Consider the following 17,881-nt stretch of genomic DNA (forward strand, 5'->3'; position numbering starts at 1 on the left):
CGCCGAGGCCCTGAAGATCAGCGCCGCGCAGGTGCGCGACCTGCTGGGCGAGGCCGACGAGCGCCCGGTGCTGCGTCTCGTCGACAGCGACTGACCACCGTAAGGCGTCGAAGGTCAAGTGGCGGGGGCTCCGTCCGTCTCCTCGTCCCTACGTAGCTGGCAATGGGCCTTGGTTGGGCCGACAGCGTGCAACCGGGTTCACGGGGAGACGGGCGGGGCTGCCCATGGTCAGTCACGAGGTGTGGTCCTCAACGGCCGGTCGGGCTCGCCCCGCCTGTGTGACAGGTGGTCAGTGGGTTGATGTGCGGTGGTCAGGCCGCTGCCCGGCGTGTTGCCGGGGGTGGCGCGGCCAGCGCGGGGTTCCAGGCGATGCGGCGGGTGACGATCACGTGCAGTTGGCGCAGCAGCGCGGCGGCCAGGGCGGCGCGGGCCTGTCCGGGATGCAGGGGGTTGTCGGGGCGGGTGGTCAGGTGCTGCAGACGGGCGGCGAAGACCGGGTTGGCGTGCAGCGCGCCCCAGACGGCGCGCCAGGCGGCCAGCCGCAACCGGGGTCGGCCGCGTCCCGACAGCCTGCTCTGGCCGGTGTAGTTGCCAGAGGCGCGTTCGCGGGGCGCGAGCCCGGCGTGTTTGACCAGCGCGCGGGGGCTGTGGAAGCGGGCGGGGTCGCCTGTCTCGGCCAGGATGGTGGCGGCGCCGACCGCCGACAGGCCGGGGATGGTGGTGACCAGGTCGGTCAGTTCCAGCTCCTCCAGCACGGCGGTCATGCGGTGTTCGGTGTCGGCCGGCCGTGCCCGCACCGCGCGGTAGTCCTCCAGCACCAGATGGGCGCGTTCCAGCGCGCCACGGCGATGAGAGGCCACGCCGACGGGGTCGGCCAGAGCGAGGAACATCCGGTCGGCGATGGGGGTGTAGATCCGGGTGGTGCCGCCCCAGCGGGGCAGCTCACGGCGGACCGCGGCGACGAACCGGTCGCGGCCGCCGCGGCGCAGCCGTGCCGGGTCGCCGCCGCAGCGCTCCAGTACCACCGCCAGGCACGCCCGCCAGGTCGCCGACTTCCATGGCTTGGCCGCGGTGGTCAGCACCGCCGGCCACACGCATTCCAGCAGGTCGGTGAGCTGCTGGACGCAGGCGGTGGCCTCGGTGACCAGCCGGGCGCGCCGCGCCCCCAGATGCCGCAGCCGGGCCCATACCTGGTCGGTGCGCTCGGGCTGGTAGCAGCGCAGCTCGGCGGCCAGCCGGGCGATCAGCACCGCGATGACCGTCCGTTCCGGTTCCCAGTTCGAGGCGCAGGTACCAGCTGCCGTGGCTGCGCTCGACCACCAACCGCGGGCACCTGCGGCCTATTGCGTTCACGTCCACGGGAGTGGTGTATGGGGTCTGTGTGACCTTCCGTCCGGTTTCTGCCCTGCTGGGCGAGTCTCCGTGACGTGAGACGGCCACCTCGCGATCCTTCTCGATGCGAATCAGGACGAAGGAGAGCGAAGTGGCCGCAGGTGACATTGTGCCGGTGACCGGCGAGTGGTTCGAGCAGACCTTGGAGTCGGCGTCGCCGGACCTGTTGCGGACGATGGTGCGTGAGATGGCGCAGCGGATGATGGACGCCGAGGTCGAGCAGGTCTGCGGGGCCGGCTACGGCGAGGTGTCAGACGCCCGGGTCAACTCCCGCAACGGGTATCGGCGCCGGGAGTGGGACACCCGGGCCGGGACGGTCGAGCTGGCGGTGCCTCGGCTGCGGTCGGGGTCGTACTATCCCGAGTGGCTGCTGGAGCGGCGGCGCCGGGCCGAGCGGGCGCTGGCCAGCGTGGTGGCGACCTCGTATCTGCTGGGCGTGTCGACACGGCGGGTGGAGAAGCTCGCCGAGCAGCTGGGCGTCACCAGGCTGTCGAAGTCGCAGGTGTCGGTGCTGGCCCGGGAGCTGGACGAGATGGTCGCCGACTTCCGTGGCCGGCCGCTGGACGCCGGGCCCTACACCTTGGTGTGGATCGACGCCTTGACGCAGAAGGTCCGCGAGGGCGGCCGGACGGTGACGGTGCACGCGCTGATCGCCACCGGCGTGAACGCCGACGGGCACCGCGAGATCCTCGGTGTCGACGTGGTGTCGGGCGAGGACGGCGCGGGGTGGCTGGCGTTCCTGCGCGGCCTGGTGGCCCGCGGCCTGTCGGGGGTGAGGCTGGTGGTGTCGGACTGCCACGCCGGGCTGCGCGACGCGATCGCCTCCACGCTGCCCGGCGCGTCCTGGCAGCGCTGCCGCACCCACTACCACCGCAACTTGATCACGCGCGTCCCCAAGTCGGCGCAGCCGTAGGTGTCGACGCTGGTGCGCACCATCTTCGAACAGCCCGACCGCGACGCGGTGTTCGCCCAGCACGCCCAGGTCGTGGACGCGCTGGAGGCCAAGCTCCCCGCCGCCGCCCAGCACCTGGACGACGCCCGCGACGACATCCTGGCCTTCGCCGCCTTCCCCAAGGCCGTCTGGCGCCAGATCTGGTCCAACAACCCCCAGGAACGCCTCGACAAGGAGATCCGCCGCCGCACCGACGTGGTCGGCATCTTCCCCGACCGCACCGCCATCGTCCGCCTGATCGGCGCCGTGCTGGCCGAGCAGAACGACGAATGGACCGAGCAACGCCGCTACATGGGCACCGAAATCCTGGCCGCCTGCCAGAAAGTCGGCACCGAAACCGACACCAATGATGACGAAGTGACAATTGAGGCAATTGGTGCTTAACTAGTCAATAGAGCGCGAGGTGGCCTTCTCATACACCACCCGCCTGGACGTGGCCAACCGCAGTGTCTGCGAAGAGAGGATCGACCGATGGCTGGCCGCGAAGCGCCTACACGGTATTCGCGAGAGCGGACCCAACGGTCACGGGATCGGAAAGCGGGATGGGATGGTTAGGCGGACGTTGGGTGGGGCGGGGGCTGGAGCCGGTCTGGGGCGGATACCGTACCGGATTCGAACCGGCGCAACCGTCTCCACACCAGTACGGGCGCCCGAACACACAACTCCAACCTTTCACCCAAGATGGTCGGCTCGCTCTGCCTGAGCGGTGGTGTCCCGTAGCGATGTCCCCGGTTCCCAACGGGGACGCTGGCCTTGTTAGGCGATCTCTAGCGAGAGGACGACCAAGACACACCGCCCAGCGGTAAGCAGCACACGCCCATTGAGAGGGCATTACGGGCACACTCTGCGGGCGCGGCGGAGAGTCACCCTGTGCGCGTCGACAGCACGCCGACGGCGGTGATGGGGTGTGGGGTTACTGGGTGCGTCGCCCCTCGGACACGTACCGTTTCCCCAAATTCGGGGTCATGGGCATCACCACGCGATCCGGGTTGAGGTTAGCCTCGACCCGGATTTCTTGTTTGTCCGGGTGGTAGACGAGCCTGACGCCGAGTGCCTGGTAGACGGCCTGGCGGGCCTCCGGACTTGCGTCCTTGAGCATTCGGACGAGATCACCCAGTGCGGCGATGAGCGCGTCGATCTGCTGGGTGGTCAAGATCCGGTGTCGCTGGGCACCGGCCGTGCGGAGTTCGGCCTGCGCAGCGACGAGCTGGGCCTCGGTCTCGGCCATCCACTGGGCGATCGTCACTGGGTTGGCTCCGGCCTCCAGTGCCGCGCGATGGCGCGCGAGTTTGGTCTCACAGTCGGCGATCTGGGCCTTGGCGCGTATCGAGGCGGAGTTGGTCGGCGGCTCCTGGGCGCCGTGGATGTCGGCGATCGTCTGCTTGATGCGGTGTGGCGCCAGGACCTTGGCGAGCCAGGGGTCGACCAGCGCCGTGACCTGGTGTTCGCGGACGAAGATATTGCGCGGGTGCTTGACCTTGTTGGCCAGCGCGTACTCCTCGGGGTACCGGCACCGGAAGTAGACGTACGCCTTGTAGGTGTGGGCCTGCATCTTGCGATTGCAGAGCCCGCAGTAGATGACGCCGCGCAGCGAGTAGGCACGTTTGGTCTGCGCGCGGGCCTTGGTGCCGCCGGTCTGGCAGCGGCGGGCGGCAAGCTTGCCTTCGATGCGGTCGAAGATGTTCTTGTCGATGATGACCGGGTGGACGACCTTGGCGGAGTAGACCCACTGGTCGCGGTCGTTCCAGCGGAGTTTGGTGATGTGGCCGAGCGAGACGTCGTTGACATCGATGAGGACCTCGTCCTTGCGCTGCCGGTTCCAGACTTGATGGCCCGTGTAGCGCGGGTTGGTCAGGATGGTCTTCACCGCGCTCTTGGCCCAGGCCAATCCCTCCCGGTGCTGGTTGCGCGCCCGGTCATGAGCCGACGGACAGGGGATGCCGTCGCGCGTCAGCCCTTCGGCTATGGCGAACAGCCCCTTCTCGGGTGAGCCATCGAGGCCGAGGTACTCGCAGTAGATGCGCTGGACGACCGGTGCCGCATCGGGGTCGATGTCCAGCTTGAATAGGCGCTTACCGTCGGCCGCCTTCCCCGGGTGTGGGTGCGGCCCTCCGTCCACGAGTTTGTAGCCGTAAGGAGGACGGCCGCCGAGGTAGCGGCCTTCGGTGGCGGCGATGGCGGCCATACTGCTGCGGACTCGGGTCCGGACGCGGTTGCGTTCGCCCTTGGAGAGTCCCCCGAACATCGACATGATCATGTCGTGGGCTTCGTTGACGGGGTCGATCGCCCCGCCGATCTCCGGAACCCACAGCGGGACGCCGTAGTGGTCGAACAAGGGGAAGGTCAGACCGTACTGCCCTCCGTAGAAGGCGCGGTGCGGCTCCCCGATGACGACCGCGTCAAAGCCCCGGTTCGGGTTCTTCAGCGCATCCAGTAGCCGACTGGCCTCCGGACGCCGTACCCAGGGGATCGAGCGAGAGCGATCGACGTCGAAGTACTCGACGACGATGCGGCCGCCGTTGCTCTCGATCAACGTCTCCGCGCGCCGGAGCTGCCATGCCTTGGATGCGGTCGGGTCCTGCTTGTCCTCGGTGGACACCCGCCCGTAGAAGGCGAACCGCAGGGGCATCGGTACCCCGGAACGTTGCTGGATCATCGGCCGGTCTCCTCGTCGCTGTGATCGGTGGCGCGGCGAGCACTGACTTCGAGCATGAGGCTCAGAAGCGCGCGAGCCGCGAAGGTCGTGAGGCGTGGCGGCTCGGCCGGTGCGACCAATCGCAGGCGGCCAGGCTCGTCACTTGCCGCTCCCCCGTTGTTCGGCTGGGTGCCGGATGACGGGCGGTCCGCCCCGGTGGCGGGCCGGGGGTCATCAACGCTCGACTCGTCGGCCGAGTTCAAGTCCGGACCCGGCGGATGGCGATGGACGCGGCGGGACGAGTGACGAGGTGATCTCCTTCGTGTGGCCGGCGAGCGGTCACCTGTTCGTGAAGACGTGCGCGGGTGGCTGGTCGTGGAGTCGGGCTGGTTCGTGGTCATGCGCCGGGCCGCCTGGATAGGCAGGCACCCGTTCCCCCTCTCACCTATAAAGCACCGTCGAGACCCCTGTTTTTGGCCGCCTCGACCCGTCAAAAATTGATCAAGCTTCGCGGACTTCACACGAAAGCACCACAGGTCTTCCAGCCCTCTCCATCACGGGCATAGAACCTCATAAGCCGACAGAATGAAGCTCCCCTTAAAAACGTCGCGAGGATGACCGTTGGCCGTGTCCAATCTGCACCCCAGAGCGGTCCAGTTATTTAGTGAAGGACCGAGAGGCGGCCGACGACCTGCATGCGGCGCCATCCGGGGAGGCAAGCTAACGCGCGCACACCAGCGAGGACAACAAAGGCGCACACACGTCAAGGCCAAGGAGGGTCGAAACCAACGCACGGTAGACACAATCCAGCCAGCGTGACCTTGGACATTTTATTCGGTCAGGTCTCAGTAATTTCCCTCGACCTCGGGGTGAATTTCGCGCTCTACACCGGTGCTTAAAGGGTGTGAGAATCCACGACCACCTGGCAGCACCGTCCACATCGTCCGCATTCCTGGAGGAGATCCATCTGAACGTGTCCGACGCACCCGAACAGCACCAGCCCGCCAACTCGCTCGTCCGGTGGCTGGAAGACCACGCCCACCTGCTCCCCGAGTTGCCCACGCTGCTGCTCGGCCTGCTCGCCCGGCACGGGCCGGAGATCATCGGCGTTGTCCTCGCCGTCTGGGTTACCGTCACCAGCGCCCGCGTTGCGGTCACCCGGTGGCGCAACCGGTACCACTCGCGCACCACACGGCTGGTCGAGATCGCGGTGCCCCCGAACGTGGAGGCCGACAGCGCCGCGGCGTGGTGGAAGCACCAAGCCGGGCAACTCGGCCCAAGGTGGAAGCGCTGGGTCTTCGGGCAACCGCATCTGGTGTTCGAGTACGTGGCCGACGAGCACGGCATCCGCTTCCAGGTGTGGGTGCCGGGCACCATCGCGGCGGGCGTGATCGAGAAGTCCGTTCAGGCGGCCTGGCCGGGCGCCACCATCACCACCCGGCCCACCACACCGCCAATCCCGATTGAGGCCCAGGCCGCCGGAGGGCGACTGACGCTGGGCAACAAGGAAGACCTTCCGCTCGCCATCGACCACAAGGCCGACCCGCTACGGCCGCTGCTCGGCGCGATGGCGGGACTCCCGAAAGGTGACTACGCGGCTGTGCAGATCCTGGCCCGCCCGTGCACGGGACGCCGTGCCGGGCGTGCCATCCGGACCGTCACCCAACTGCGAGGTGGCCGTTCCAGGAGCATGCAGGGCGCGTTCTTCGACTTCATCACGCCCGGCGCCGGCCTCAACCACGGCCATCTCACCTCCAGCGAGATCGCTCAGTTGTATCCCGAGCGTGCCCAGCAGGTGAAGGCGATCCTGGCCAAGGCGAGCAAGCCACGGTTCGAGGTGGAGATCAGGTACGCCAAAAGCACCACTCGGAACGGGGTCCGGCTCGACAAGGCCGGCACCACCGCAGAACGCCTCGCCGAGTTGAACGCTCAGCGCAAGGTGCGCGGCATGCTCCACAACGGCGCAAACGAGATCTACAGGTCCTTCGCTCTGTTCGCCTCCGGGTACCAGCACCTGGAGACTCGGCGCCTGCTGGCACCGGGCCGACGGATGGCGAGTCGCCATCTCGGGCGGGGCTACCTGCTGAACGTGGACGAGTTGGCCGCGCTCGCCCATCTCCCGTACGACTTGGACGCGCCGGGAGTCATTCGTGCCGGAGCCCGTTCATCGGCGCCTTCTCCGGCCGTGCCCTCCGCCCGCATGCCCGGCCAAGCAGTGCGGATCCTCGGAGACAGCGACGCAGGGACGCCGCGCCCGGTCGCTGTCACCGTCGCGGACGCCCGCCAACACATGCACGTCCTCGGCCAGACCGGCACCGGCAAGTCGACCTTCCTGGCCGGTCAGATTCTCGCCGACGCCCACGCCGGACGCGGCGCGCTCGTCATCGACCCGAAGGGAGACCTGATCGCCGACCTGCTGGAGCGGCTGCCTGAGCGGGCCATTGGCAAGACGGTGGTGTTCGACCCCGGCCAGTCCGGACGCCCTCCATGCATCAACATTCTCGCCGGACGTGACCAGGACTTCGCGGTCGAGGCCATCGTGACGACCTTCCGGCGCTGCTTCGCCGCCCACTGGGGACCGCGCATGGACGATCTGCTCCGCTCGGCCTGCCTGACCTTGGCCAAGGTGTACGGGCCGCACGCCAGTCTCGCCGATGTTCCGACCCTGCTCACCGATCCGGCCTACCGCGCCCGGACCGTCGCCAAACTCGGTCACGACGCCCTCCTACAGGGATTCTGGAGCGACTACAACGAACTCTCACCCGGCGGACGCGCCGCTCTGATCGGTCCGATCATGAACAAGCTCCGGGCCGTCCTCATGCGTCCCTTCGTCCGTGACGCACTGTCTGGCTCAGCCTCCACCGTCGACCTGGGCAAGACCCTCGACAGCGGCGGTCTCATCCTCGCTCGCGCCGCCAAGGGCATGCTCGGCGAGGACGCGTCGCGCCTGCTCGGGTCGCTGCTCCTGGCGCACACCTGGCAGGCCATCACACCCCGCGCCCACCTGCCCGAACACGCTCGCCGCGACGCCGTCGCCTATATCGACGAGGCGCACAACTTCCTCAACCTGCCGGGCTCCGTCTCGGACATCCTCGCCGAGGCCCGCGCCTACCGGCTCTCGTTGGTGATCGCACACCAGCACTTGTCACAGCTTCCCCGCGACCTGCGCGACGCCGTGTCCGCCGATGCACGCAACAAGATGTACTTCGCGATCTCACCCGAAGACGCCCGCGCCCTGGTCGAACACACAAGGCCCACGGTCGCCCAGCACGACCTGTGCCACCTGGGCAAGTACCAGGCCGCCGCCCGCACCGTGCACAACGACGCACCGATGGCAGCGTTCACACTGCGGACACGTCCCTTGCCCCCGCCCATTCCGGGCCGTGCCGAGGCCATCAGGCAAGCCTCGCGGGAGGCGTACACACCCGCCGACAACGGCGGCATGGTGCCCACGGCCCGCCCACGGGCGCTCGTCGAACCGCCCCTTGATGCCTTCGACGCTCCCGACGACGCGAGCCTGAACGCGGCCGAGGCGAACTATGACGGGGAGGTCGAGGAGTGACCAAGCCGACAAGGCCCGCCCATCGGCTCCGCGAGCGCGAGCCTCACCCGCCCCGCGTGACGGCCGCACTGATCGCCGACCTGGCGCACCGGCTCACCACCCGGGACCGTGCTCTCCTCGGGCTGCTGTGGGAACACCGCGTCTTGACCAGCGACCAGATCACCGCCCTGTTCTTCCGCACGTCCGAACGCACCCACCAGCGGCTTCGCCAACTCCACGAGTTGCACACGCTGTCGTCGTTCCGGCCGTGGATCCCGAACGGGACGGCCGCCAAACACTGGGTTCTCGGTCCCGCAGGCGCCCACGTGCTGGCCGTAGAGCAGGGCGTCAGTCTGCGGGAACTGGGCTACCGGCATGAGACCGCCATGGGCATCGCGGTCTCACCACGGCTCGGCCACCAAGTCGGCGTCAACGACTTCTTCGTTCGCCTCCGCGCCTACGCGCGCAACCGAGACGACGGTACGCGCCTGGGCCAGTGGCTCCCGGAACGCCGATGCATCTCGCAATGGGGCGACCACGCCCGCCCGGACGCCTTCGGCCGATGGAGCGAGACCCGAAGGCAGGGCTCGCCGGCCGAGGTCGCCTTCTTCCTCGAACACGACACGGGCACCGAACGCCTCGCCCGCGTCGCCGCCAAACTCAATGGCTACACCGCACTCGCCCGCGAGACGGGATCGACCACACCCGTCCTGTTCTGGCTGCCCAGCGCCGCCCGCGAGGCGAACTTGCGCAGGCTCCTCGGCGTCCCGGGAGTCCCGGTCGCCACCGCCGTCCACACGCCCACCACCTCGCGCGAAGGTCCCGCCGGGGCCGTCTGGCTACCCGCCGGGATCACCGGTCCCCGTCAACGCCTGGCCACGCTGGCCGACGCATGGGAATTCACCGTGTGACCGCCACCGCCCGGCCCGTAGCGGCCCGGACGTGGGGGCGGACGTGGGGGCGGCCACCACCGCCCCCACGGTCGCCCCTGCGCGCCGCATCACGGCCGCCCGGTCCCAGGGGCCACGACGCCGCCGTCCGGCCCGCCAACGGCCACCACAACGGCGCGCGCCGCCGTGGTGGGCACCGGGGCGGCGCCGCACCACCGGACGACGAGACACTCATAAGGAGCGAGACAACGGTGGCGTTCACCCGTGACCGGAGGAACGCCACCGTCGCCTACCCGCCGCCGGACGCAACCGCCCGGCGGACTCGTCAGGCGGTCACGTCACCGGACTCGCCCCCGCCGTTGGCCACGGGGGCGGCGGACCGGTAGCGGACCGGCTTTTCCGACGTCATGACCGCCTCACCCCGCTCGGCCATGGTGGCCAGGGCGTTGGCGACCGCCCCGGACGACCGCTCCAGTACCCGCCCGATCTCACCGGGCGTGAAGTCGGTGTCCGGGTGCGCGGACAGGTGGGCGATCACCTCGGGGCGCAGGGGGCGCGGCACTGCCCGGTGCCCGCCGTTCCGGTTGCCGTTGCCGCTACCGGCGGGCGTCCCCGTGCTGCGGACGGTGGCCTTGGTGGCGCGGCGAACCTCGGCGGCGGCCGCGTACACCCGGTCCAGCCCGGCGGTCATGGCGCCGTCGTCCTCAGCGGCCACCGCCGCGTAGGCGGTCGTGGCCGCCGTGATCAGGTCCGACAGCGCCCGCCGGGTGGCCTCGGCCGTCTGACGCCGCGCCAGTTCGGCCACCGCCTGCGCACGCCGGGCCTCCTCGTCGGCGATCGCCTTCTGCAGGTCGGCCTCAGCGACCGCCCGTCGGTCGGCCTCGTCCTGCATGATCTTCATCGCCGCTGCGATCGTGTCAGCCGACACACCCGCCGTGGCCTCGGCTGCGGTGCCGTCCGACGAGGCAACGGGGACCGGCGCCCAAGTGTCGGTGTTGGCGCCCTTTGCGCCGGGCGTCCGCGTGACGTGACCCGCCGCCACGAGTTCCGTGAGGGCGTCCTTCACCACCGCCCGTGTGAGACCGGTCGCGGTGGCCAGGGCGGGGACGGTCACACCGGGGGTAGCGGCCACCGCGCCGAACACGGCCGCACCGTCCCCGCTGACGTCCGCAGGGACGACAGGGGTAGTCGGGGCGGTCGGGGCGGTCGGGGCGGTAACAGGGGCCGTAGCGGGAACCTGGGCGTCGGTCGTGGTGGCGTTGAGGGTGGTGGTGTTCGCTGCCATTTCATGGCTCCTTTTCGATGACGCCCGACGGCATTCTCGCTACCGGGTTTCCGTGGTGTGCTTTTCTGTTGCAACACCACCGTCACTCGATATAGCGCCGACCTCAAGCCGACCGGCCAACAAATTACGTCACCAAAACGGCTGGAGAGGCTTGCCTAACATTCACAATCGGCGAAACATTTACCGATCGGGCACGACGAATGACTTGACTGGAACCCGTCGGCGACGCCGTTCGGCTGAAAATAGGTCTTCCTCATCGTCCGGGCCGTGTCCGGCGCGTGAGTCTGGACAAGCCATTCCGGGCAGACTCGCGTAGCGCAACCTCAGCGGTAGCCACCGCTGAGGTTGCGCTACGCGTGGGCGCGAGAGGGGGCGGCCTTCAACTGGCCGGCACGTGGTGACTCCGGCACGCGAAGTAGGTAGGCCAAGGGTCGGCCTCAAACCGCAGCCACCTGCCACCACATGCGCGCAACTACTACTGGTCGTCTGTAGGGACGAGTCGGGAGCGCTTCACACTGCACGGAAGCGGCCCAACCTGCGCTTACGCCCGAGCTCAGGGCTTCTCTTCATAACGTGAAGGTCCAGGAGAAGGGGCAAATGAAGGTCCAGCAGAAGGGGCCAGAAGCACCCTGCCGTTGACGACTTTGCCACCCAGATAGGACGGCGGTCCGTCTCTGCCCGGAGCCGGGCAGAGACGGAGCCGCCTCACGCGAGTTGACTATCCTTGGCGCGAGGGTCCAGCCTGATAGCTGCAGGCTGGACCCTCCCTATGACGCCAGGTGGACCGATGCCTGCGGGTCGGCCTCCAGCTTGCGGTTGAGGTCAATGTCGACCCAGACGGTATGTCCGAGGGTGCTGCTGCCGTGCATGCCGAACATGAGCGCGAGCTCGTACAGCATCCGGAGTCCCCGGCCTCCCTCGCTGTAGGAGCCGCCGTACCCCTCCGGCAGAACGGTCGGGATTCCGTGGCCTCCCATGTCGGTGACGGCGACGTAGACCGGGTTCTCGCAGACGATCTCGAGCCCGAACCAGCCGTCACCCCCCTCACCGGAGCGCGTGTGCCGGACCGCGTTCGCGGCCAGTTCGCCGACGGCCAGCGCGACGATGTCCACGCAGGGCATGCCCACGAACAGAGCCTCGGCGAACGCCCGGGCCGCCCGCACCTGGTCGGCGCGGCCCGCGTACACCCGACGCCAGCGCATCCTTCCCGACGACCACAACCATTCGTCGGCCGTTGAGCCGACCAGTTTCGTGTTTCCCATCTAGTTTTCCTCCTTTGTTCGCCGTCCGCCGCCGAGGATCGGCGCGCATGTCACGGACGGCCGGACAGCAATTGACGCTCGCCTCGGCGGCCAAGGTCAAGTCCGGATTCTTCTTCCAAAAACTACGCCGGTTCGGTGTCGCAAGATTCCCCCTGAGTTTCGTCCGGCCTGCACAAAACTCCCCGCGAGGACGCCGGCGCCATTAGGCTCCTTCGCACGCACTCGTCACGACCGGGGGGACTGTGGAAGCTCAGGAGATCGAGGTCAAGTACCGCGTGATCGAGCAGGATGCGCTGCTTCACGCCTTGACCGATCAGGGAGTCTCGCTGTCCACGCCAGTCCTCCAAGAGGATCAGGCGTACGCACCGACGTGGTGGGACTACGGCAAGCCCAAGACCGGTGTCCCGTTCGGACGTCTCCGGACCGTGCAGGGCAAGCACCTGTTCACCGTGAAGACCCCGCAGGACAACGAGATGGCCTGCCTGGAGGCCGAGACGATCGTGGCCGACGCCGAGCAGATGCACGACGCGCTACTGCAGATGGGGTTCCGCCCAACAGTCCGGATCGTCAAGGAGCGTCGGACCGGCCGGGCGGGGCGGTGGTCGTTGTGCCTGGATCAGGTCGAGGGCGTAGGACCGTTCCTGGAGATCGAAACAGTGACGACCGCCGACGAGTCGGGCCTGGCCATCCAGGCACAGCTGGACGCATGGGCGAACAACCTGGGGGTCAAGCTGGAGCGGGTGACCGACACCTACGACTCGCTCGTCCGGCTTGCACAGCATCACAGCGCTTGAACCAGTTCAGAACAGCGCGCCGCTGATGGCCGGGTCGGCCGTGGGCAACAAGTTGGGGACGACGTCCAGGGTCACGGTGAGCGCCGCATGGTCGGTGAGCTTGCTGTCACGGGTCTCGTGGAGGTACCGGCAGTCGGTGACCCTGTCGGCGAGGGCCGGCCCGGCGTGGAAGTAGTCGTAGCGGTAGCCGTCGCCGGTCCGGCCGATCCAGGAGTGCGCCTGTTCACCGGGGTACAGGCTCGCGTACGTGTCGACATAGCCGGTCGCCTCCAGCGTCTCCAGGAGTCCGTACTCGAACGGTAGGAAGCCGCGGTGCCGGGGCTCGTGGTCACGGCCGATGACGTTGTAGTCACCTCCTACGAGGGCGTTGGCCGCCAATTCCTGCGGCAAGGACGCCAGGGCCGTCTGAAAGGAGGTGATGAACTGCTGCTTGCGGGTGGTCTTGCTCTGGCTGCGGTCCCGGCTGGGCACGTAGACGGCGACGGCGAAGACCCGTGGCTCGCAGTCCAGGAGGCAGGCGGCGGCCCGTCCGGGCACGGTGACACCATCGAGCTTCGCCGACGAGTCCTCCAGCACTTTGACGCAACTGACGATGGCCGCACCCCGCTCACCTTCGTCCGGAGCCTTGATGACGGTGTGTCCGGCCTCGCGGAAGCGTTCAAGCAGGTAGGCCGTACCGGGCCCCGCGCTGGTCTCGGTGAGCAGCAGCACCTGTTCGGGGCGAGCGGCCAGCCATTCCAGCATGGCTTCAGCACGTGGACGGGCCGCCGCGCCGAGGTTGACGGTCAGGACCGAGAGCACGACGAGGGGTTCCTTCCCAGAGGTTCAACAGTTCGATGCGGCCGAGCATGGCCTTCACTACTTCATTGGGCGCCAAGCCACGGCAGTCGACACGCGCCTGCCGCCAGCGTCGCCGTCCCAGAAACGCGTACGCCTTGCGGTAGAGCGCCAACTCACGGCTGGGCGAGCCGGCCTGCTCAAGCCTGCTGAGAACCTGGCGCTCCTTCAAGCGGGCGGCGATGACCGCGGGATCCTCCTCAAGGTAGACGGTGAGGAACGGGTGCGGCACGAACGCGTTGTAGCGCCAGATCTCCGCCAGGGGCAGCCCGTCGAGGCGTTGCAGGACCAGCGAGGAGGGCAGGTAGCGGTCACTGATGACGACCTTCCCGGCGGCCAGCGCGGGTTCGATCTCGTCGGCCACGTGAGCGGCCCGGTCGGCCGCGACCGCAAGCGCCAGTGCCCGGCCCGACAGTTCCGCCTCGATCTGCCGGATCAGGGCTCCCAGGCGGGAGCGACTCGGCTCGGTGGTCAGGTGGACCGAGTGTCCGCGCATGGCCAGCCGCGTGGCCAGCAGGCGCGCACTGGTCGACTTTCCGACCCCGTTGGGCCCCTCGATCGCTATGAAGATTCCGGTCACGTCGGCCGCCGCCCTATCTGCAGCAGGGGCTTGCCGTCGGTCCGCGGGCACTGCTCGACGTCTACCTCGCCGATGCGTTGCCCGCGCGAGACCACCGCAGCCGGACAGCCCTTTCCGCACGTGCCGTTCAGCGTGCACGAACGACAAGTGTCGTTGTGTCCCATCGCGAGGTGCCCGGCCAGGTCGTAGCCGTCCAGTGCCTCGGTGACCTCGTCCGCAAGGATGTTTCCGACCAGGAACTCGGTGTCAGCGTACTGGGACTGCGGCGTTCGGGCGGCGAAGACCAGGTAGGGACAAACCGCAGTGGCACCGTCGGCGAAGATGTAGATCAGCTTTCCGGCATCACAGCCTGCGAGGGGTTTGTCCTCGTTGGGGAAGCGGATGTGGACCAGTTCGACGCCCTGTCCATCGAAGCGCCTGGTGGCCGCCTCGATGGCGCGCATCGTTTCGTCGGGGGCGGCCAGCCGACCTTGCGACTTGACCCCTCGTCCGAACGATGACAGCGGGTTCATCAGCACGTACTTGGCCCCGATCTCGACCGCGAACGCGCACAGGTCAGCGAACTCTTCCGGGTCGGTGAGCACGTTCGGAGTCGACAGCAGCCCTTGCAGCAGGCCGGCCGCAGCGAGCTTGCGGGTGGTCTCCACCGTCACCTCGAACGAGGCGGAGTTGCCGCGGAACTTGCCGTGCGACGCGGGCCGGAATCCGTCGAGGCTGACGTTGACGTGAACATCGCCCAGGGCGACCAGCTCCGCGATCTGCTCGTCGGTGACGCGGGTGGCGTTGGTGCAGACACCCACCGGCAAGCCCGCCTCGATGACCGCCCGGCAGATCGGCAGCAGCTCGGGGTGGACGAACGGCTCCCCACCGGTCAGCGTGATGCGCTCGACCCGCGCGGCTCGCAGCCGGGGCAGCACCTTTCCGCTGAAGTCGGCCAGCGAGATGTCACCGCCCACCGCCGTCGAGGACACGAAGCAGTGCGCGCAGTGCAGGTTGCAGCGTTCGGTGATCTGCACGAGTGCCTTGCGCTCCCCCTCGCCCACCGATGTCCGGAAGTAGCAGGAGCTGGCATGGGTGTCGAGAATTAAGGACCGTCTCACTCTGGGGCCTCCTGCCCGTCCAAGGTGCTGAAACATCTCTCAGCCCGGCCGTCTCGGATGGCTGCCGGACCCGCCCGACCAGGCCGTCCAGATCTCACCCGCCTTTCCGTTGATCAGCGCAAGAACTGCAGGCGGGAAGACTCCGTGTTCCGTCTTCTGCCTCGGCCAGATCAATGCGAAGCTGCTCGACCTTCCCGCGGGCTACCGCCGACGTCTCTTCGACCGTGCCTCTGAAAAACCGCCCGGTCAGCGCTTCACGGATCGCTTCCTCGACCAGCGCTCCGCAGACTTCAAGCGGCACGCATCCGCCAGGCTTCACCGCCATGGCCGGCCCAGCGCCCGCAGGATCTCCTCGGACAGTTGCTCCGGGCCGCCCGCCTCGATCAGCCTGCCGACGCCCGGCACGTACGCCCACCAACGCCGCGTATGCGACCCCCACCAGCACTGCACCCAGGGGAATCGTTCGCGCAGCCCCTCGGCAGCACGCTGCATCGAAACAGCCGAGTGGGCGGGTGATCTGTCGCCGTAACCGGGGAGCGAAAGTCCGCAATGCCCGCCCATCACCCTTACGGCCCGTTCGTCATCTTTCATCGGGAACGGCTCCTAAAGGTGGCGGTCAGTGATCGAAGCGCCGATAACGCAGTGCGTTCGCTCGGCTACCTGATCGTCACGTTCGGCGGACATTCGGGGAAGGCGCTACCACTAGCCCGACTAGGAACGAGAGCCCGCCCATTCCAAACAGGACTCTCCGCCGCTCAGAGGCGATGCGTAGCCTAGATTTCATGAACGAGCCGCTCGGTTTCTGGTCGACTCCGGCCGTGAGTCAGGCCCTCGCCACCTGCGACGTGCCGACCCTGATGGACGAAATCCGGAAGGCGAGGGGCTGGAGCCAGACCGACCTCGCTGACGCGGTCGGCTACACACAGAGCTGGGCATCCAAGGTGCTCCGCGGGGAGACCTCGCTCACGCTCGCTCAGGTCCGCATCATCATCCGCCGACTCGGCATCCCCCCAGAACTCCTCCGGTTCGGCGATCACCAGATAGACGAGGAAGATCCCACGAATCGCAGGCAATTCGGCAAGCTCGCCGCCTTGGCCCTCTTGCCGTCACCCCGTACCGCGCTCACCACCGGTGAGAACACGGCCGCCGATCTGACGGCCATCACCGGCTCGCAGCGCCGGTTGGACGCGTCCTTCTGCTCCCGCGACCTCATCGATGGCGTCCGCTCGCACCTGGAGCTGGCCGTCCGAGCCCACCGCTCCGCAGGCCCACACGCCCCCGTCGTCGCCGCCGCCGTCAGCGAAGCCGCCGGTTTCGCGGCCTGGCTGTCGATGGACATGCTCGACCTCGGCAGCGCCCGTACCTACTACCGCCAGGCGATCACCGCGGCGAAGCTCGCCAAGAACGACGTGCTCGCCGTCTACATGACCGGGAGCCTCGCCGCCTTCGAGATCGACGCCGCCGGAGACCCGCTGCTCGGCCTCGCCATGATCGACAAAGCCCGCAAGACGCTACCGCTCTCCGCCGGAAGCACACCCACCGCCTGGCTGGCCTCCCTCGAAGCGCTCGCGCACGCCTCCAACCCCCACCCCGACGAGCACGCCGCAACCCAGGCAATCAGGACCGCTGAGCGCGCCATCGCCCGCACCGACGGCCCACCGCCCTGGCCTTGGGTCTACCCCTTCGACCTGACCAAGCTCGCGCGCATCCGAGCCTCAATCGCCGTCCGCCTGGGCCAACCCTCCGAAGCGGCTCGCGCATTCGCCGAGTCGCTTCCGACCGCCCAACCGGCACCCAAACAGGCCGCACTGACCACCCTGGAAGTAGCGACCGCAGCCTGCCAACGCGGCGAAACCGACGAGGCGTTCACCCTCGCCCTCGACGCCCTCAACACCGGCATCACCTACGGCTCCGAACGCATCATCAGACAAGCCCGCCAGTTCCGCTACAGCAACGCCCCCACGACCACGCCCACCGTCGCCCGCTTCGACGACCGACTCAGAACAACCCTGCTCTAGGAGAACCCGTTGCGCATCGCCATCTCCGGCCACCGCTCCCTACCACCCGCCACCGAAGCCCTGGTAGCCGAAGCGCTCAACGAGGCTCTCTCCCCCATCAGCGACAACATCACCGGCCTGACCTGCCTCGCCGACGGCGCCGACACCCTGTTCGCCCGAGCCGTCCTCGCCCACGGTGGCCGGATCGAGGTCATCGTCCCGGCAGAGCAATACCTCGCTGGCCTACCCGACGAGCACCACGCCGAGTACCGCAAGCTCCTCGCCCAAGCCGTGCAGGTGCACCGCATGCCCTTCAGCGAGTCGACCAGCGATGCCCACATGTCCGCTAGCCAACACATGCTGACCCTCGCCGACGCACTCTGGGCCGTCTGGGACGGCCAACCCGCACGCGGCTACGGCGGCACCGCCGACGTAGTCCAAGCCGCCCACGACCTCGACAAACCCGTTCGAGTGATCTGGCCCTCTGGCGCCGACAGAGGTTAACCCAAGGACGCACCACTCGCCTTAGCCTCGATCCACCGATGGTGTATCGAGGTCGATCTCTCGGTCTTTTCGGGAGGACGGTTGAGTTGTCGGCCGCCCGCGGGCAGGGGTG

General features: G+C 68.3%; 13 protein-coding genes and 2 pseudogenes. 6 read left to right on the forward strand and 9 right to left on the reverse strand.

Features of this window, described 5'->3' with window-relative positions; genetic code table 11:
* Positions 1 to 311: 311 nt before the first annotated feature.
* Positions 312 to 1,250 carry a transposase gene (locus ABTW95_RS34570; protein WP_500228505.1) on the reverse strand — a complete coding sequence of 313 codons (939 nt, stop codon included), beginning with the start codon at positions 1,248 to 1,250 and terminating at the stop codon, positions 312 to 314.
* Positions 1,251 to 1,483: 233 nt separating this feature from the next.
* On the opposite strand from ABTW95_RS34570, the pseudogene ABTW95_RS34575 reads away from it, so the two are divergent.
* A pseudogene (locus tag ABTW95_RS34575) lies at positions 1,484 to 2,728 on the forward strand (IS256 family transposase).
* Positions 2,729 to 3,257: 529 nt separating this feature from the next.
* On the opposite strand, the gene ABTW95_RS34580 reads toward ABTW95_RS34575, so the two are convergent.
* Entirely contained in the window at positions 3,258 to 5,000 is a 1,743-nt protein-coding gene (locus tag ABTW95_RS34580; protein WP_500228506.1) for a recombinase family protein, read from the reverse strand.
* Positions 5,001 to 5,883: 883 nt separating this feature from the next.
* On the opposite strand from ABTW95_RS34580, the gene ABTW95_RS34585 reads away from it, so the two are divergent.
* Together ABTW95_RS34585 and ABTW95_RS34590 are read left to right on the forward strand one after the other, a co-directional pair.
* Complete coding sequence (locus ABTW95_RS34585) at positions 5,884 to 8,541, forward strand: type IV secretory system conjugative DNA transfer family protein (protein ID WP_500228507.1); 2,658 nt, start codon at positions 5,884 to 5,886, stop codon at positions 8,539 to 8,541.
* 56 nt (positions 8,542 to 8,597) lie between these two features.
* Positions 8,598 to 9,431 carry a replication-relaxation family protein gene (locus ABTW95_RS34590; RefSeq protein WP_500228508.1) on the forward strand — a complete coding sequence of 278 codons (834 nt, stop codon included), beginning with the start codon at positions 8,598 to 8,600 and terminating at the stop codon, positions 9,429 to 9,431.
* A gap of 304 nt (positions 9,432 to 9,735) precedes the next feature.
* Here ABTW95_RS34590 and ABTW95_RS34595 read toward each other — a convergent pair whose 3' ends face one another.
* From ABTW95_RS34595 to ABTW95_RS34605, 3 genes and pseudogenes are all read right to left on the reverse strand, one after another.
* Positions 9,736 to 10,311 (reverse strand): hypothetical protein, encoded by a 576-nt coding sequence (locus ABTW95_RS34595; protein ID WP_500228516.1) that lies wholly within the window; start codon positions 10,309 to 10,311, stop codon positions 9,736 to 9,738.
* 117 nt (positions 10,312 to 10,428) lie between these two features.
* Positions 10,429 to 10,695: pseudogene (locus ABTW95_RS34600) on the reverse strand (MarR family transcriptional regulator); the annotation flags it as partial.
* A 767-nt stretch (positions 10,696 to 11,462) separates the two neighbouring features.
* Positions 11,463 to 11,957 (reverse strand): ATP-binding protein, encoded by a 495-nt coding sequence (locus ABTW95_RS34605; RefSeq protein ID WP_500228509.1) that lies wholly within the window; start codon positions 11,955 to 11,957, stop codon positions 11,463 to 11,465.
* A gap of 242 nt (positions 11,958 to 12,199) precedes the next feature.
* Here ABTW95_RS34605 and ABTW95_RS34610 point away from each other — a divergent pair, with 242 nt between their 5' ends.
* Positions 12,200 to 12,751, forward strand: coding sequence for a class IV adenylate cyclase (locus tag ABTW95_RS34610; RefSeq protein WP_500228510.1), 552 nt, complete (start codon positions 12,200 to 12,202; stop codon positions 12,749 to 12,751).
* 6 nt (positions 12,752 to 12,757) lie between these two features.
* On the opposite strand, the gene ABTW95_RS34615 is transcribed toward ABTW95_RS34610, so the two are convergent.
* The 4 genes from ABTW95_RS34615 to ABTW95_RS34630 all read right to left on the reverse strand — a co-directional run bounded on the left by ABTW95_RS34615 (position 12,758) and on the right by ABTW95_RS34630 (position 15,760).
* On the reverse strand, positions 12,758 to 13,552 hold the full coding sequence (locus ABTW95_RS34615; RefSeq protein WP_500228511.1) for a hypothetical protein: 795 nt from the start codon (positions 13,550 to 13,552) through the stop codon (positions 12,758 to 12,760).
* A complete protein-coding gene (gene tmk / locus ABTW95_RS34620) occupies positions 13,500 to 14,168 on the reverse strand; it encodes a dTMP kinase (protein ID WP_500228512.1) in 669 nt (222 codons plus the stop codon). Before tmk ends, ABTW95_RS34615 begins: the two co-directional genes overlap by 53 nt.
* Complete coding sequence (locus tag ABTW95_RS34625; RefSeq protein WP_500228513.1) at positions 14,165 to 15,211, reverse strand: radical SAM protein; 1,047 nt, start codon at positions 15,209 to 15,211, stop codon at positions 14,165 to 14,167. Before ABTW95_RS34625 ends, tmk begins: the two co-directional genes overlap by 4 nt.
* A 372-nt stretch (positions 15,212 to 15,583) precedes the next feature.
* Positions 15,584 to 15,760, reverse strand: coding sequence for a hypothetical protein (locus ABTW95_RS34630; protein ID WP_176194363.1), 177 nt, complete (start codon positions 15,758 to 15,760; stop codon positions 15,584 to 15,586).
* Between the two features lie 290 nt (positions 15,761 to 16,050).
* On the opposite strand from ABTW95_RS34630, the gene ABTW95_RS34635 reads away from it, so the two are divergent.
* Both ABTW95_RS34635 and ABTW95_RS34640 read left to right on the forward strand, forming a co-directional pair.
* Positions 16,051 to 17,286 carry a helix-turn-helix domain-containing protein gene (locus tag ABTW95_RS34635; protein ID WP_500228514.1) on the forward strand — a complete coding sequence of 412 codons (1,236 nt, stop codon included), beginning with the start codon at positions 16,051 to 16,053 and terminating at the stop codon, positions 17,284 to 17,286.
* A 9-nt stretch (positions 17,287 to 17,295) separates the two neighbouring features.
* Positions 17,296 to 17,769, forward strand: coding sequence for a hypothetical protein (locus tag ABTW95_RS34640; RefSeq protein ID WP_500228515.1), 474 nt, complete (start codon positions 17,296 to 17,298; stop codon positions 17,767 to 17,769).
* The last annotated feature ends 112 nt before the right edge of the window (positions 17,770 to 17,881 follow it).

The organism is Spirillospora sp. NPDC127506, from assembly GCF_040302145.1.
Taxonomy (GTDB): domain Bacteria; phylum Actinomycetota; class Actinomycetes; order Streptosporangiales; family Streptosporangiaceae; genus Spirillospora.

Coding starts and splice junctions, on each gene's coding strand:
- ABTW95_RS34595 (WP_500228516.1), bottom strand. CDS start 10,311: ATGAAGATCATGCAGGACGAGGCCGACCGACGGGCGGTCGCTGAGGCC.
- ABTW95_RS34605 (WP_500228509.1), bottom strand. CDS start 11,957: ATGGGAAACACGAAACTGGTCGGCTCAACGGCCGACGAATGGTTGTGG.
- ABTW95_RS34630 (WP_176194363.1), bottom strand. CDS start 15,760: ATGCAGCGTGCTGCCGAGGGGCTGCGCGAACGATTCCCCTGGGTGCAG.
- ABTW95_RS34580 (WP_500228506.1), bottom strand. CDS start 5,000: ATGATCCAGCAACGTTCCGGGGTACCGATGCCCCTGCGGTTCGCCTTC.
- ABTW95_RS34635 (WP_500228514.1), top strand. CDS start 16,051: ATGAACGAGCCGCTCGGTTTCTGGTCGACTCCGGCCGTGAGTCAGGCC.